Consider the following 15,824-nt stretch of genomic DNA (forward strand, 5'->3'; position numbering starts at 1 on the left):
CCCTCGAGTTGGTGCAATCGGGTAGGGGGACGGCTTCGATTGCCTTGGCGGCCCCCCGTCGTTATAGCTCCCCTATGAGATTGCGCAGCGACATCTTTGTTTCCGCTCTTGTCCGCCGCCTGTTCGCCAGGGGCGATTTTGCTGCCGTGGAGCGCAAGGGCGAGGAGCAGGCAGGCGCGATCTTCATCCGCCAGCGTTTCCGCGACGGATTAGAGACCCTCTACGCGCCGGCACCGCAGAGCCTCTTCGATGAGGAGGAGAGCGGCACGCGGCTTTTCGAAATCCGCGTCGACCGCAGGGAGCCGCAAGAAATCCGCGAAACCCTTGATCGCGAGCTGAAGTTCGATCCCGATTTGTGGATCGTCGAGCTTGAGACGGACGATATCGGCGATATCGTCCCCTTGGCCGGCTTCCGCGCCAATCCGTTGGATTGAGCCGTCCTTATCGACGGTTCGCCACGCGTAACGCGCGTGTGGACGCCGAATTCGGCCCGAACAGCGGTGTTGCAGGACGCTGGGAAGGTTTTTCCTGTGGCAGGTAGGTGTAGCTGTCGGCGCGGCGCCAGGCCTCGACGCGCGCCTGACTTTCTTCTGCATCGATATCATCGAGCACCAGCCATGCCCGACTGACGCTGCCGTGCCGTTCGGCCAGGTGTGGATAGAAGCGCTCGAGCGAATAGACGGCATCGGCGATACCCATGCCGAGGCTGACGAGCGTGACGGCGAGTTGTTGCCCCGAAGTGTCGAGCAGGATGCGTTCGGCGAGCCAATAGCTCGAGGAGAGGGCATCGGCGAGCGTCGTTGCGAATTGCACCGCATCGCGCTCGCGCGCAAAGCGGACGAGGAGTGCCTCCTGCGTCTCGCTGAGGCTGCGCAGACCGAGCCGGTCGCTGTCGTCGCGGGTTAGATGGCGCGCAGCCTGTTTGATCTGCTGGCGCAGGATTTCCTCACGCGATTGCCGCTCGGTTTCCGACGCCTGGGCCTGCGATGAAACCATATCAACTGGCTGCTCCGCCACGGTCATACCGCGTTCCGGCTCGGCCTGATGCAGACCGACGAGCGCGTCTATGACTTTCGGGGACAAGGACGAGCGGCGGACGATCGCGCGCACATGGGCGGCCCCTTGCGTGCGGGCAATGGTGATGAGCGTATCGTCATCGATCGCTTGCGAGCTTGTCAGGAAGGGCGCGGCGATCGCGATCGGCTGACAGCCGATGAACAGGGCAACGGCCTGCGGCACTGTCTCGCATTGGGAAAGGGCGGCAACGGCCTGTCGCTTCGCTTCGTCGGAGGACGCCTGGAAAACGGGGGTGAAAAGCTCGGCGAACTGTCGAAGCTCCGATTTAGACGGATGGCCCATGCCCTCGAAGCTGGTGATCGTCGCCATCAGAACCACGTCCTTCTTGCGGACAGTCGCAGGCTCTTCAAGGTCTCGAAACCGATCACGCACGCCAACACCCATACTGATACGCCGAACAAAAAAGCAGGGAGCCCCAAGATCGACCATGGCTTCCGCTTCAATTCACTCCAGTCGAACCTGACGACTCTTTCGATAAAGAGGGCATCGTCGGTGATGACTGTCGAAACGGGTATGGACACGGTCGTCCTTATCTGGCTTTCGCGAAAGACTAAGGCCGGCAGGGTTAATGGTTCGTGAAAACTTTATTAAAATCCGAATAAAAATTGCGCGTTAAGCTTGCGCGAGGAGCGCAGCAGCATTTTGCCCGTATGGACGGCAGTTTGGGGCGCAAGCGGGCCTGTGGAAAACCTTTCTCGGCATAGGCGCCCACAGGCAAATTCAACCTATGGGTGTTTCCAGTGCGGAGATAGTCAAAAGCGACGTCACCCGCTGCAAAAGCGGAGATCCGGCCTATCGATACCGATGGGATTCTTTAGATGCCCTTATGCTCGCGCAAGGCCGCGAGCAGCTTTTCCGAGGTGTTGTAGCCGGATTGAAAAAGGCCGATTGCCGCTGTGGCCGCGAACTGGGCTTCCGTACTTTTAATATCGATCCGCTTTTCCAGGCACCACCCGTCCAGCGCATTACGCAGGACCGTGACATCCTCCGGCGAAAAGACGGAACTGCCCGTCGCAAACATTGATTGCCCTCGAATTTCAATTCTTACATTACGTTAATTTTTCGTGGGCGCAAATAATATTTGTGTGACGCTTTTTTGCAACGCGAAGCCTCTCGTTCTATTGCGTGGAAGCTCATCGTCGCGGTTAAGTATGTAATATTATTAGACTTTATACGGAAGTCGGTTGTTGGAATTTTTCCGCTGGTAATGAAACCAAAACTGTCGCCGAAGCGTTAATAGGGCATGTCGAACGATACCGGAAATGACACGCGACGAGAATTAGCATTCTGTTAACTGCGATATGTATGAATTCCGATTGACAGCAGCCATTAGCAGAATGTGATCGAGTGTAAAGACAGCATGGGAGCCAAAAATTGGTGCTCATGCCACGGTGTAAGGGAAATGCCGTGAGAAGGCGTAGATGCCTCCATCGAAGCCCCTAGCAGAGAGGCCGGATGGAGGGAAGCGCTAGCCCGCTTCAGCAGCGGGCAGGGTGAAATCCAGTCGCAGGTTCATCCGTCTCGAGACGTTAATGGAGACGAGAATGGCAAAGATCATATCTCTTTCGGATTGGCGTTTGCGCCTGCCGCCGCGCGCCCAGAAGGAACCGGTGGAGGCGAGAATACTCTTGTTCACCGGCGTGCGTTACGAACATCTTGATACGCCAACGCATCGTCCCGGCGCGGGACCGAAGCGGGCAAAAGGGAAATAATCACTTCAAACGAGCAAGTGCGCAGTGCATTCGCGCGCACTGCCGGCTGCTGCCGCAATCAGCTGGTCGGCGCTCATCCCGGCAGCTATCCCAGATCAACCTAGCTCCAGCCGCGGTTCCAAGAATATCTCAGCCCCAGCAATATCTCAGCCATTGTCGAATTCATCGCATCCGGCTTGGGAGAGAAATTCTCTGGCCGCATCGTCGAAGCTCGCCTGCGGCGCCATCGTGCGTAGGACCGCATAGCCTTGAGACCGCGGCACTTCCACCAGGATCGATTGGGCAAGGGCGGGCGGTAGCGCCTTGCGTATGCCCGTCAGCTGAACGGGGGATGCAAGCAGCAGATCGAGCGCTCCGCCGACCGATGTGCGGTCGCTCATGCTGAACACTTCATTGGATGCCGCGTCATAGATGGCAAGCGACCAGAACGGCACCTTGCCCTTCGCAGTCAAATGAACGGGCGTATCCTCGATGTCGAAAGCGCAGACGGCTGTGCGGATGTAGGGATCAGTGTTGGAAAGTCCCGCGTCATCGTCCTTGTTGTCGAGCATGTAGAAATGGTTCTCGTCGCCCTCATCAGACACGCGCGTATAGGCGTCACGATCGGAGAAGTGCGGCAGCGACAGAATGATGATGATATGCAGCAGTACCGCACCGAATAGGCCGGTCAGGATCGCGAAGACGAATCTAAACATTGCCGCACCCGATCTTCTCGAGTTTCGGCATGCCGAGGTCAATCAGGCCGGAATTGCTGGCCGCCGGCGAATCCAGAAGCGTCCATACCAGACGGAAATTCCCGGCTGTGGGCAAGGCTAGCCAGTTGCCCGCCTGCGCAGAGGATGAAACGGTGATGTTGAAGGTCGAATCCGGCTTGCGCAGCACCACCCAGGAATTGATGGTGGAGGGGCGGCCGGCAGCATCCTCGATCGGCCGGCCGTCATTGCCGGCGATGAAGAGGGTCCACAGTCTTGCCGGCGGCGTCTGGCCGCTGATGCGGTAGGTACAGTTCGCCGTCAATCTCGCGCCGCCATCGTCGTCGGAGGCGGTAAACACAAGCCCTTCGGCGGTGCCATAGAGCAGCCGCCCGGCACGCGCTCTATGGGATTTCGCATAAGGGTCCGCATCCACCGTCTGCATTTCGGGGAAAGCCTGCCAGGCGCCAAGCTTGATCGCGCCGAAGCCGGAGGTGGCATCCAGCGCCAGAAGCGTGAACACGATCCCGCCGCCAAAGGCGATGACAAGCGAAAGCGCAACAAGAAGGGGAACTCGGAACACCCTGGGATCGTCCTCGTGACAAATCAGTGCCGATTTATTCCTGATTCTGGCGGTAGGGGGAAGGGCAAGCCACTATTTACGGCTGTCTTGAGAGCAATGGCGAAGATCGGGAATAGCAGCGGACATGCAAAACACCAGCCTCCGTCCTTCAGTTCGACGGCGGGTTTGCCACTGTCATCTGCGTCGCGCCGCGGCGCATTTTCTGGGGAAACTGGTCATTCAGGCGCCGTCGTGTTGCGATGCTCCGCCGTCGCCACCTTCTGCGCCCCGAGCGGCGTCGCGGCCTTCAGCCTCTCGCCGATATCGCGCAGGATGCTCGTGGAGTCGACCGAAAGCGAGCGCGGACGCACCAATGGTGGCAGGCCGCTATTGGCAGGGTCGGCGGGCTTCTTGGCCGCAACCGTTTGTGGTTTCTGTACGGGGAAGGGGTTGGCGATGCCGGGGATCGGCTTCAGCACGATGCCCTGATTGGCGTAATCCATGATCTTCTTGAAGGTCATGGCCGGCAGGGTGCCGCCCGTCATGTTGTTGGTGGAGGTATAGTCGTCGTTGCCGAACCAGACGGCGCAGGTGTAATTGCCCGTAAAGCCGATGAACCAGGCGTCGCGATAGGCCTGAGTGGTGCCGGTCTTGCCGCCGACCACGATGCCGTTGTCGAGGGCTGCCTTCCGGCCGGTGCCGATCACCGGAACCTGCGTCAGCATCTGGTTCATGTAGGACGTGGCTTTTTCGCTGAGAACCCGTTTTGCAGGGAACTCGTCGTGACTGAAATCGTAGAGCACCTTGCCGTCATAGCCGGTGATCTGCTCGATGCCGTGACGCCGCGACTGCATGCCGTTGGCCGGGAAGACGGCATAGGCGGTCGCCTGGTCGAGAACGGTCACTTCCGATGTGCCGATCGGAATGGTCTTGTCGTTGCGGATCGGCGTCTCGACGCCCATGGCCTTGGCCATGTTGCGGATCGGCTGAATGCCGAATTTCTCCTTGGCGAGCCGTACGGGGATGGTGTTGATCGACTGCGTCAGCGCCTGGGTGAGCGTCACCTTGCCTTCGTAGCGGTTCTCGTAATTATGCGGGCTCCAATTGCCCCAGCTGATCGGCGCATCGACGATGGTGGATGTCGGCGTCATGCCATTCTCCATCGCCACTGAGTAGGTATAGATCTTGAAGGATGAACCGGGCTGGCGCAGCGCCTTGGTCGCGCGGTTGAACTGGCTTTCGCCGTAGTCGCTGCCGCCGACCATGGCGCGCAGAGCGCCGCCGTTTTCGATGACGACGGAAGCGCCCTGTTTGGCCTTATAGCGCTCGCCGAACTCCATCAGACTGGATTGAACCGAATCCTCTGCCGCTTTCTGCAGCCCCATATCGATGGTGGTGCGCACGATCAGCGAGCGTTCGGGGAAACGCGTGGCAAGCCGCTGCACTTCATCGAAGGCCCAATCGAGGAAATAATCCGGGGATTCGATCTGGGCGCGGTCGACCACCGAAGCCGGGTTGCGCCGCGCGGCGACGACCTGTCCCTCGGTCATCAGCCCGCTCTGCACGAGATTGGACAGCACGTCGTTGGCGCGGGCACGCGCCGCCGGCAGGTTAACATGCGGCGCATATTTCGCCGGCGCCTTGAAGAGGCCGGCGAGCATTGCAGCTTCGGCCAGATTGACGTCGGTGATGCTCTTGCCGAAATAGAATTGCGCCGCCGCCGCTGCGCCGAAGGTGCCGCCGCCCATATAGGTGCGGTCGAGATAGAGGCTCAGGATCTCCTTCTTGGAGAGATTGGCCTCGAGCCAGATAGCCAGAAAGGCTTCCTTGACCTTGCGTTCGATGGAGCGCTCGTTGCTGAGGAAGATGTTCTTGGCAAGCTGCTGCGTCAGCGTCGAACCGCCTTGGACGACACCACCGGCTTGCGCATTGACTGTCACCGCGCGGAACAGGCCGATCACATCGATGCCGAAATGGTCGAAGAAGCGCCGGTCCTCGGTCGCCAGTACCGCCTTGATGAAATAATCCGGCAGCTGGTCGACCGGCACGGAATTTTCGTGAATGATGCCGCGATGGCCGATGACATTGCCGTAGCGGTCGAGGAAGGTGACGGCGAAATTGCCGCGGTTGCGCCAGTCGCCCTGGGTGGCCTCGAAGGCCGGCATGGCGAGCATCAGCATGACAACGGAGCCGGCGGTCCCCAGCGTCAGGCCCTCACCGAGCAATTCGAAAAAGATACGTTTCCAGCCGCGAACGCGGAAGCGGCGGAAGAAGATGGTGATCTCTTCCCATGCCTGGGCGAGACCGAAGCCGGCATTCCATAAAGTGGAATCGATCCATGAATCGAGGCGCAAGAAGAAATAGCGCTTTCGACGCCGTGGCTTTTCGGCCCCGTTATCCCTAGGCGTCTCGGGCCCTCTGTTCGGCCCGTTTTCTGGATTGGATGGGTCTTCCACGCTCTACTTCCCGACCACATTACTGCTGCGTGTCTCCTTGTGGCACACGCAAAGCCCATTATCTCATAGAACGGCTAATTGAATAATTGGTTGATTTAGAGAAAAGAACAAGAGACATGCATGCCGCAGCCCGAATTCCTCTCGGGTGGCGAGGACGATGACGATGACAGACGAAGTGCCCTTCTGGAAAAACAAGACCCTGGCGGAGATGACTTCGTCGGAATGGGAGAGCCTTTGCGACGGCTGTGGCCTCTGTTGTCTCAACAAGCTCGAGGAGTGGGATAGCGGCGACGTCTATTTCACCTCGATCCGCTGCAAGCTGATGGATAGCGAAAGCTGTCGTTGCACCAGCTATCCGAACCGCTGGGATTTCGTGCCGGACTGCGTGCAACTGACGCCGGAGAAAGTGCCGGAGCTGCAATGGCTGCCGCCCACCTGCGCCTACCGCCTCGTCAACGAGGGCCGCGATCTCTATTGGTGGCATCCGCTGATCTCGGGCGATCCGGAAACGGTGCATATAGCGGGTGTCTCCGCTCAAGGGCGCACCATCAGCGAAAACGATGTCGCTCTCGATGATTTCGAGGATTATGTCGTCGACTGGCCGCTGACCGTCGAGGACGACATGATGCCTAATCCTCCGGCAAAGCCATAGATTTCGGCGCTGTATTCCGCCAGGCCTGACGCACCAGCATTCTGACCTCCTCGCTTCCGGCATCGCGATGGAAAAGTCGCGTCCACCCTTTCAGGCCCCAGCTGCCGGGCACGGCGGCGACACGTTCAGGTATGATGGTCGAAGCCATCTGCTGCTGATCCGGCGTCAGCTTGACGACGCAGAAATCGGGCCCCCGAACTGTCATGAAGATCTTGCCCCGCACGCGAAAGTCACGGGTTCCGAAGTGTGAGCTCTCTTTTGCCTCCGGCAGGCCAAGGGCAAGGGATATAAGGTCCTCGTCGGTCATGGCCGCGATGATAACACGCCGCGTCGCCATGCCGTAAATGGGCGCTTGCGTGACCTGCGACGAAACGGTTCGGGAAGCGAAGGGGCCTGTTTATTGAATTGCACCCATACGCATGGTATCGCGCGATGCCCTCGCATATGCACAAGGAGCCGCCGCGTGATCCGTCATATCGTCTTTTTCACCGTTCCCGATCGCGCCAAGCTTGAGGAGGTCCGTTCCGGCCTCTCGATCCTCACGGCCATTCCGCATGCGCGGCTTTTGGAGATCGGCACGAACGTCAAGACCGATCAGCTCGGAACCGAAGTCGATCTGGTGGTCTACGGCGAATTCGACGACGAGGCGGCATTGGCGGCTTACAAGGCCCATCCGAATTACCAGCGCTCCATCGAGCGCGTTCGTCCGCTGCGCGAAATGCGCATTGCGGCAGACTATGAGACGGTGACAGCCGTCCGTAAACCTTTCTGAACGTCTGGCCCCGCAGAACCATTTCCCGCCAGCCCTTTCAACGGATTGAGCACGCGAGCGGAATCGGATTGTCGGCTACCGGATTCTCGGCTTGAGGTTCTTGAATCAACTTTTGAAGCTCCGGATTCAACTTGAGAAGAAATCGCGGCAAGCGATTCAAAGGACTCAAGGAAATCGCCACGCCTTATGTCGATAAGACGCTTGCAGGCCGGTTGCATTGGCCACGAAAGGCGACGTTTCATCCCGCCTCTATGAACCGATGATAAGCAAGAATGATTAAAAATGGCTAAGCCTTCGGCTCAGGGCGTGTGGTGCCTGCGAACGCGGATACGTATCGATTCACGCAGATCGCCGATAGATTGTATGGATGCGGCGCTCCGGAACGACAGCCGGTTGCCGTTGTCACGCTACGGCAGATTCGCATTCAATAATTTCAAATGGTTAGAGCATCATTCAGGTGGCCTCCACGCATGGCGGCCCGAAAAATTACAGCCCATTCATTTGCCATTCAGACGTGTTTAGGTAAATAATCGGCCAAGTTCATATCCCTGTGGGAAGTCCGAAGCATGGCCTCATTTTCAAGCATAGCAGCAGCGGCCCTCGTTCTGGCCGGCTCGTCTGTTCTGCCGGCGCCAGCACCGACGTCGACCTTGGTCGCGCGCGCCAACAGCGATTGCAGTGAGGCCGCTGACGAGGTCGTCGCCAAGACCGGCGGCCAGCTTCTCTCGGTACAACCATCCGGCGACAGCTGCATCATCACTGTCCTTGTGCAGGGCAACGGCCAGCGTCCGCGCAAGGTGACGATGAAGGTGCCGATGTGATCCCCGCGCGTTTTGGTGCCAACCTAAAGCCTTGAATCTTACACGAAATCTTATTGTTTCCGTGATTCCACTGCACCACGATTTGCGGTACTGTTTCTCGAACCGGGGAAATTGGATTTAGAGATGCGCATTCTCATAGTCGAAGACGATATCAACTTGAACCGTCAGCTCGCCGAGGCCTTGAAGGAGGCAGGCTATGTGGTCGATACGGCCTTTGATGGCGAGGAAGGGCATTTCCTCGGCGATACAGAGCCTTACGATGCGATCATCCTCGATATCGGGCTGCCTGAAATGGATGGCATCACAGTGCTTGAGAAATGGCGCGGCGCTGGGCGCACCGTACCAGTGCTCCTCTTGACCGCACGTGATCGCTGGAGCGACAAGGTGGCAGGCATCGACGCCGGCGCCGACGACTACGTCGCCAAGCCTTTCCATGTCGAGGAAGTGCTCGCCCGCATCCGCGCTCTCATCCGCCGCGCCGCCGGCCATGCCTCTTCGGAAATCGTCTGCGGCCCGGTGCGGCTCGACACCAAGAGCTCGAAGGCAACTGTCGACGGCAAGCCGCTGAAGCTCACCTCGCATGAATATCGCCTACTTGCCTATCTCATGCATCATAAGGGAGAGGTCGTCTCACGCACGGAGCTGGTCGAGCATATGTACGATCAGGATTTCGATCGGGATTCCAATACGATCGAGGTATTTGTCGGTCGTCTGCGCAAGAAGATGGGTGTTGACCTGATCGAAACGGTTCGCGGCCTTGGTTACAGAATCCAAGCTCCGACCAATGCGAATTAAGTCGCTCACCGCTCGCGTCCTGCTGCTGACCACGCTTTGGTCGGCCGTGGCGCTGGTGGTGATCGGCCTCGTCATCTCGAATATCTATCGCAAGAGCGCCGAGCGCGGTTTCCAGGACCTATTGCGCGCGCAGCTCTATAACGTCATCAACTCGGTGACGATCGGCGACCAGGGCACATTGTCAGGCAGCCCGCAGCTCGGTGATTTGCGTTTTGCCCAGCCGAAGACCGGCTGGTACTGGATGGTCGAGCCGCTTGGCACCTATACGGCGACGCCGCTGGTTTCGCCGTCGCTCGGCGCATCGAACCTGCCTGTTCTCTCCGTGCTGGAAGCGCCCTTCGACAAGAATTACGAACGCTATTACATCGTCACCGATGCCTTCGGAAACCGCGTCCAGGTAGCCGAAACCGAAGTCGTGCTCGACACGGACGGCCGCGCCGCACGCTTCCGCGTAACAGGCAATGTCGCCGTGGTCGAGGACGACGTCCGCAATTTCTCCCACAGCCTCTACTTCGCACTCGTCGGCTTCGGCGTCGGAAGCTTGATCGTCAATGCGCTCGCCATTCTCTACGGCCTGAAACCGCTCGATAAGGCGCGCGCCGCGCTGGAGCGCATCCGCGCCGGTGAAAGCGAACGCTTGCAGGGCGATTTCCCGCGTGAGATCCTGCCGCTTGCCAATGAGATCAACGCGCTGATCGAGAGCAATCGGCGTATCGTCGAGCGCGCCCGCATGCAGGTCGGCAATCTCGCGCACTCGCTGAAAACGCCGATAGCGGTGCTGCTCAACGAATCCCGCGTCCTGGAGCGCTCGCATGGCGATCTGGTGAAGAACCAGGCAGAAGCCATGCAGGGGCAGGTGCAATCCTATCTCAATCGTGCCCGCATCGCCGCCCAGCGCGAATCCGTGCTGGCACGCACCGAAGCCGAGCCGGCGCTGGAGCGACTGGTCCGTGTCATGCGGCGGCTGAACGCCGACAAGGAATTCGAACTCTCCGTCTCGCCCAATCTGGCGCTCGCTATGGAGCAACAGGATCTCGAGGAGACGGTCGGCAATCTCCTCGAAAATGCCGCCCGCTTTGCCGAACACAAGGTGCGTCTGGTTGCAAACGAGGCGCCGGCCGAGATCAAGGGCATCGATCCGGCGCGGCGCCACTGGGTGGAACTGGTGGTTGAGGACGACGGTCCCGGGCTGGAGCCGGATCAGATCCGCGAAGCCCTGAAGCGCGGGCGCAGACTGGACGAGAGCAAGCCCGGCACGGGGCTTGGGCTTTCGATCGTCAGCGAGATCACCAACGAATATCAAGGCCGTTTCGAACTCTCCCGGGGGAGCTGGGGCGGGCTTCGGGCGAGCCTAATTTTGCCGGGCCTGATGAAGGATGTTGCGTGAGGAACGGCATGATGCCAAAAGACGTTGTGGGTCATGATGATGCCGCAGCGCAGTACCTATTGGTTTTGCTTTTTGATACTGGTTCGGTTGTATGAAGCTTCGTACCTTTTTCCTGGTCGTTCCCTCTCTTTTCGCCGCACTTGCGCTTTCCGGTTGCTCGACGACGGGCGGCCTGGGAGGCAGCAAGAGTCTGTTTTCATCCGCGAAGCCTCCAGCCTCCGCGACCTTCATCAATGCTCTTGATGGTGGTATCGTCGAGCGCACCGGCGTCAAGCTCAGCGACAGCGACAAGCAGCGCGCGCTGGAAGCCGAATATCGGGCGCTTGAGACCTCGCCTCTCGGCCAGCCTGTGGCATGGAAGGGCAGGAATGCAAGCGGCGAGGTTGTTCCCGCCGCGCCCTATCAGGTCGGCTCGCAGAATTGCCGGCAATATACGCATATAGTCACAGTCGACGGCAAGCCGACGACGGCGAGGGGCGCGGCCTGTCGCAATGACGACGGCACCTGGACGCCGCTTGAATAGGCGTCTGCACTGAAAGGCGCGGCCAAACGCCTCAAATCTTCGTCAGATGGCCTTTCCCGGTTGGAATAAGCGCCCCGTTAAAGTATTGGGCGTCTATGCTGTTCTGGATTCTCGTGGCCGTTCTTACGGCGATTGTCGGCGCTGTGCTGCTCTATCCTCTTCTGCGTGGTGCGAAGGAGGCTGAGGGCGGTCGTTCCGGCGAGGCCGAGGTCTACCGCGATCAGCTTCGTGAACTGGAGCGCGATCTTGCCGGCGGCCTGATCTCCGCACAGGAGGCAGGCTATGCCCGCGCCGAAATAGGACGGCGGCTCATCGCTGCGGCCAAAGACGAGAAGACGGCAACGAAATCGGCGGCGCATGGCAGCTATCGCCTTGCTCAAGCCTTCATCATCGTCCTTCTTCCGGCCGTTGGTCTCTGTCTTTATCTTGTCAACGGCGATCCCGGCCTGCCGGCGCAGCCGCTGGAAGCGCGGCTGGAGAAGCCAGGAAACGATCTCGCCATCTCGATCGTCAAGATCGAGCAGCATCTGGCCAAGAACCCGGATGACGCCAAGGGCTGGGAAGTCCTGGCGCCCATCTATTTCAAGACCAACCGTGTCGGCGATGCGGAGCTTGCCTATCGCAATGTCATTCGTCTGTTGGGGCCGAATGCGGCCCGGCTTGGCGATCTGGGCGAGGTGCTGGTCGTCAAGGCCAATGGCATAGTAACGGCGGAGGCGCGCGGCGTGCTGCAGCAATCCCTAGCGCTCGATGCCGCCAATCCGCGCACGCTTTTCTATCTGGCGCTCGCGCTGGAGCAGGAGGGCAAGGCTGCCGATGCGAAGACGGCATTCGAGGCTCTGGCCAAGCAATCGCCACCTGACGCGCCCTGGATTGCTGTCGTTGATCAACACATCGTCAAGAATGGCGGCCGGCCGACGGTATCGGCGAACGACAAGGCTCCTGGCAATCCGACGGCGGAGGACGTCGCTGCGGCCAATGCGCTGAGCAGCGGCGATCGCCAGCAGATGATCCGCGGCATGGTCGACAGCCTCGATGCAAAGCTCAAGGAAGATCCCAAGAATTTCGAAGGCTGGATGCGGCTGATCCGCTCGTATGCGGTGCTGAATGATCGGGAGCGTGCAGCGGATGCGTTGAAGCGAGGTCTCGCGGCCTTTCCGGCCGATGGCGGGGAGGGCCAGCAGCTTCTGGCACTGGCGAAAGAATTGGGATTGCCGACAGAGGTGACGCAGCAATGACCCGCAAGCAGAAACGTCTGGCTGTGATCGCCGGCGGCATGGGTTTCATCGCCGCCGCCGTGCTGCTCGTGCTGTTCGCCTTCAGTCAGTCGGTCGCCTACTTCTATATGCCGGCGGATCTTGCGAAGACGCCGGTCAATGCCGGGACGCTGATCCGCCTCGGCGGCCTTGTCGGCGAAGGATCGATCGTGCGTGGTCAGGGTACGCAAGTGCAGTTCTCCGTCACGGACGGCACCGACACGATCAAGGTCAAGTATGACGGCATTCTGCCAGACCTGTTCCGCGAAGGGCAGGGTGTGGTGACCGAAGGCAGGTTCGAGCCGGGCAGCGACGTTTTTGTTGCCGACAGCGTGCTCGCCAAGCATGATGAGCGCTATATGCCGAAGCAGGTCGCCGATAAGCTGAAGGCTGATGGCGTCTGGAAGGGCGAGGAGGCCACCCGATGATCATCGAGCTTGGACATTATGCCCTCGTGCTGGCGCTCGCCACCGCGCTCATCGTCTCCATCCTTCCCGTGATCGGCGCCCGGCGCGGCGACGTGTCCATGATGGATATCGCCCCGGTCGGCGCGATCGTCATGTTCCTGCTGGTCGCCTTTTCTTTCGGCGTGCTGACCTATGCCTATGTCGCCTCTGATTTCTCCGTCCTCAATGTCTGGGCCAACTCCCATTCGCTGATGCCGCTGGTCTTCAAGATCTCCGGCGTCTGGGGCAATCACGAGGGATCGATGATGCTCTGGCTGCTGATCCTGGCGCTGTTCAGTGCGTTCGTCGCACTGTTCGGGCGCAATCTGCCCGACGTGCTGCGCGCCAACGTGCTGGCCGTGCAGTCGTGGATCTCCTCGGCCTTCCTGGTCTTCATTCTGCTCACCTCCAATCCCTTCATTCGGCTCAACCCGGCGCCGGCGGAGGGCAAGGATCTCAATCCCGTCCTCCAGGATATTGGCCTCGCGATCCATCCGCCGCTGCTCTATCTCGGCTATGTCGGCTTCTCCGTCTGCTTTTCCTTCGCTGTCGCCGCACTTTTGGAAGGTCGCATCGATGCCGCCTGGGCGCGCTGGGTCCGCCCCTGGACGCTCGCCGCCTGGAGCTTCCTGACGCTCGGCATCGCCATGGGCTCCTACTGGGCCTATTACGAGCTCGGCTGGGGCGGTTGGTGGTTCTGGGATCCGGTGGAAAACGCGTCCTTCATGCCATGGCTTGCCGGCACGGCCCTGCTGCATTCGGCTGTTGTCATGGAAAAGCGCGATGCCCTGAAGATTTGGACGGTGCTGCTGGCAATCCTGACGTTTTCGCTGTCGCTGCTCGGTACCTTCCTCGTCCGCTCGGGCGTGCTGACATCCGTCCATTCCTTCGCCAGCGATCCGACCCGCGGCATTTTCATCCTCTGCATTCTCCTGATCTTCATCGGCGGCGCCCTTTCGCTTTTCGCGCTGCGAGCACCGAAGCTTGCTGCCGGCGGACTGTTCGCGCCGATCTCGCGCGAGGGCGCGCTGGTGCTGAACAACCTGATCCTCACGGTCGCCTGCGGCACGGTTTTGACCGGTACGCTCTATCCGCTGGCGCTCGAAACGCTGACCGGTGACAAGATTTCCGTCGGTCCACCCTTCTTCAATATGACGTTCGGGCTATTGATGACCCCGATCCTCATTGCTGTGCCGTTCGGCCCGCTGCTCGCCTGGAAGCGCGGCGATCTGCTCGGTGCGCTGCAGAGGCTTTATGTCATTGCGGGCCTAGCCTTCCTGGCCGGCCTTGTCCTGTTCTATGTCGAGCATGGTGGGCCGGTGCTTGCCGCTCTCGGTCTCGCCGCCGGGTTCTTCCTGGTCTTCGGCGCCTTGGCCGATCTCTGGTATCGCGCCGGCGTCGGCAAGGTGGCGGCGGGTGTCGCCTGGCGTCGCCTGAGCGGGTTGCCGCGCTCGGCCTTCGGCACGGCACTTGCCCATGCAGGTCTCGGCATCAGCGTGCTCGGCATTGTCGCGGTGACGACCTTCGAGGCGGAACACATCACCAGCATGAAGCCGGGCGAGACAGCCGAGCTCGGCGGCTACAGCCTGCGCTTTGACGGCGTGCAGCCCGGCGTCGGCCCCAATTTCACCGAGGATCGCGCCCACTTCACGGTCAGCCGTGGCGGGGTTGCCTTTGCAGAAATGTCGTCCGCCAAGCGCGTCTTCACTGCAAGCCGCACGGCGACCACCGAATCCGGCATTCTCACGCTAGGTCTCAACCAACTCTATGTATCGGTCGGCGATGCCAGCAAGGATGGCGGCATGGTCGTGCGCATCTGGTGGAAGCCGTTCATTCTCTGCATCTGGCTTGGCGCGCTCATCATGGCGATCGGCGGTTTCGTATCACTTAGCGACCGTCGTCTGCGCGTCGGCGCCCCGAGCCGGAAGGCAAAACCGGTTCGCCCGGCGATGGAGCCGGCAGAATGATAGGTTTGACCGTCACCCCCTCATCCGCCCTTCGGGCACCTTCTCCCCGAGGGGAGAAGGGAAAACCGCTGCATTCCTCGATTGGCTTTTGTGCGATACCGGCACCACAGCGGCAATTTCCCCTTCTCCCCTCGGGGAGAAGGTGCCCCGTAGGGGCGGATGAGGGGGTATTCCGTGTCAAGAATAGCGGAGCCGGGAAGAAGGTAGCGGTGGTCGCGCGCCTGCTTATGCTGCTGGCATTGCTCTTTGCCGCGGCCCCTGCCTTTGCGGTCAACCCGGATGAAGTTTTGCCCGATCCGGCCTTGGAGGCGCGAGCGCGGACGATCTCGGCCGAACTGCGCTGCATGGTCTGCCAGAATCAATCCATCGATGATTCCAATGCCGATCTCGCGCGGGACCTGCGCTTGCTGGTGCGAAAGCGCCTGAGCGATGGCGACACTGATCAGCAGGTGCTCGACTACATCGTCTCCCGCTATGGCGAGTTCGTGCTGCTCAAGCCGCGCCTGAGCGAAAAGACATACATTCTCTGGGGTGCGCCGATCGCGCTCTTCGTAGCGGGCGCATTGGCTCTTGCCGTTTACGCACGCCGCCGCGCGGGCAAGCCCACCGGTAGCTCTCTTAACGCCGATGAAGAGGCGCAGTTGAAAGATATCCTCGGCAAGTGACGCGGCCGTCGTCTTTCGTCATAACGTTGCATCGATGCCTT

Annotated in this window: 18 protein-coding genes; 12 read left to right on the plus strand and 6 right to left on the minus strand. The window is 60.2% G+C overall.

All coding sequences use genetic code 11. The annotated features are described in order from the left end of the window. Positions 1-74 precede the first annotated feature (74 nt). Positions 75-434 carry a DUF1491 family protein gene (locus AC13RE_RS08775; RefSeq protein ID WP_112335631.1) on the plus strand — a complete coding sequence of 120 codons (360 nt, stop codon included), beginning with the start codon at positions 75-77 and terminating at the stop codon, positions 432-434. A 7-nt stretch (positions 435-441) separates the two neighbouring features. Here AC13RE_RS08775 and AC13RE_RS08780 read toward each other — a convergent pair whose 3' ends face one another. Both AC13RE_RS08780 and AC13RE_RS08785 read right to left on the minus strand, forming a co-directional pair. Then, positions 442-1,449: a DUF2336 domain-containing protein gene (locus AC13RE_RS08780; RefSeq protein WP_488562670.1), complete on the minus strand. Its 1,008-nt coding sequence runs from the start codon at positions 1,447-1,449 to the stop codon at positions 442-444. 442 nt (positions 1,450-1,891) lie between these two features. Beyond that, entirely contained in the window at positions 1,892-2,098 is a 207-nt protein-coding gene (locus AC13RE_RS08785; RefSeq protein WP_015339216.1) for a hypothetical protein, read from the minus strand. A gap of 523 nt (positions 2,099-2,621) precedes the next feature. On the opposite strand from AC13RE_RS08785, the gene AC13RE_RS08790 reads away from it, so the two are divergent. Further along, a complete protein-coding gene (locus AC13RE_RS08790; protein WP_015339217.1) occupies positions 2,622-2,789 on the plus strand; it encodes a hypothetical protein in 168 nt (55 codons plus the stop codon). Between the two features lie 146 nt (positions 2,790-2,935). Here the strand turns inward: AC13RE_RS08790 and AC13RE_RS08795 are convergent, their stop codons facing one another. From AC13RE_RS08795 to AC13RE_RS08805, 3 genes are all read right to left on the minus strand, one after another. Then, complete coding sequence (locus tag AC13RE_RS08795) at positions 2,936-3,484, minus strand: DUF1254 domain-containing protein (RefSeq protein WP_112335632.1); 549 nt, start codon at positions 3,482-3,484, stop codon at positions 2,936-2,938. Next, entirely contained in the window at positions 3,477-4,064 is a 588-nt protein-coding gene (locus tag AC13RE_RS08800; protein ID WP_488562671.1) for a DUF1214 domain-containing protein, read from the minus strand. Before AC13RE_RS08800 ends, AC13RE_RS08795 begins: the two co-directional genes overlap by 8 nt. Positions 4,065-4,279: 215 nt before the next feature. After that, positions 4,280-6,499: a transglycosylase domain-containing protein gene (locus AC13RE_RS08805; protein ID WP_488562672.1), complete on the minus strand. Its 2,220-nt coding sequence runs from the start codon at positions 6,497-6,499 to the stop codon at positions 4,280-4,282. A 163-nt stretch (positions 6,500-6,662) separates the two neighbouring features. Between AC13RE_RS08805 and AC13RE_RS08810 the strand changes: the two genes are divergently transcribed. Further along, positions 6,663-7,151, plus strand: a complete 489-nt coding sequence (locus AC13RE_RS08810) for a YcgN family cysteine cluster protein (protein WP_488483554.1) — start codon at positions 6,663-6,665, stop codon at positions 7,149-7,151. Here the strand turns inward: AC13RE_RS08810 and AC13RE_RS08815 are convergent. After that, positions 7,129-7,488, minus strand: coding sequence for an MmcQ/YjbR family DNA-binding protein (locus tag AC13RE_RS08815; protein ID WP_488562673.1), 360 nt, complete (start codon positions 7,486-7,488; stop codon positions 7,129-7,131). The genes AC13RE_RS08810 and AC13RE_RS08815 overlap by 23 nt on opposite strands. A gap of 126 nt (positions 7,489-7,614) precedes the next feature. Between AC13RE_RS08815 and AC13RE_RS08820 the strand changes: the two genes are divergently transcribed. From AC13RE_RS08820 to AC13RE_RS08860, 9 genes are all read left to right on the plus strand, one after another. After that, entirely contained in the window at positions 7,615-7,923 is a 309-nt protein-coding gene (locus tag AC13RE_RS08820; protein WP_488562674.1) for a Dabb family protein, read from the plus strand. 566 nt (positions 7,924-8,489) lie between these two features. Then, positions 8,490-8,744: a hypothetical protein gene (locus AC13RE_RS08825; protein ID WP_015339224.1), complete on the plus strand. Its 255-nt coding sequence runs from the start codon at positions 8,490-8,492 to the stop codon at positions 8,742-8,744. Between the two features lie 123 nt (positions 8,745-8,867). Then, positions 8,868-9,539, plus strand: a complete 672-nt coding sequence (locus tag AC13RE_RS08830) for a response regulator transcription factor (protein WP_015339225.1) — start codon at positions 8,868-8,870, stop codon at positions 9,537-9,539. After that, complete coding sequence (locus AC13RE_RS08835) at positions 9,529-10,926, plus strand: ATP-binding protein (protein WP_112335636.1); 1,398 nt, start codon at positions 9,529-9,531, stop codon at positions 10,924-10,926. The genes AC13RE_RS08830 and AC13RE_RS08835 overlap by 11 nt, the downstream gene beginning before the upstream one ends. A 91-nt stretch (positions 10,927-11,017) precedes the next feature. Beyond that, positions 11,018-11,449 (plus strand): RT0821/Lpp0805 family surface protein, encoded by a 432-nt coding sequence (locus AC13RE_RS08840; protein ID WP_488562675.1) that lies wholly within the window; start codon positions 11,018-11,020, stop codon positions 11,447-11,449. Positions 11,450-11,544: 95 nt separating this feature from the next. Continuing rightward, positions 11,545-12,687 (plus strand): c-type cytochrome biogenesis protein CcmI, encoded by a 1,143-nt coding sequence (gene ccmI, locus AC13RE_RS08845; protein ID WP_488562676.1) that lies wholly within the window; start codon positions 11,545-11,547, stop codon positions 12,685-12,687. Further along, entirely contained in the window at positions 12,684-13,133 is a 450-nt protein-coding gene (ccmE, locus tag AC13RE_RS08850; protein WP_132716150.1) for a cytochrome c maturation protein CcmE, read from the plus strand. The genes ccmI and ccmE overlap by 4 nt, the downstream gene beginning before the upstream one ends. Next, complete coding sequence (locus AC13RE_RS08855; RefSeq protein WP_488562677.1) at positions 13,130-15,118, plus strand: heme lyase CcmF/NrfE family subunit; 1,989 nt, start codon at positions 13,130-13,132, stop codon at positions 15,116-15,118. Before ccmE ends, AC13RE_RS08855 begins: the two co-directional genes overlap by 4 nt. A 209-nt stretch (positions 15,119-15,327) precedes the next feature. Further along, on the plus strand, positions 15,328-15,783 hold the full coding sequence (locus AC13RE_RS08860; protein WP_488562678.1) for a cytochrome c-type biogenesis protein: 456 nt from the start codon (positions 15,328-15,330) through the stop codon (positions 15,781-15,783). The last annotated feature ends 41 nt before the right edge of the window (positions 15,784-15,824 follow it).

Source organism: Martinezella sp. CNPSo 3959 (assembly GCF_057784355.1).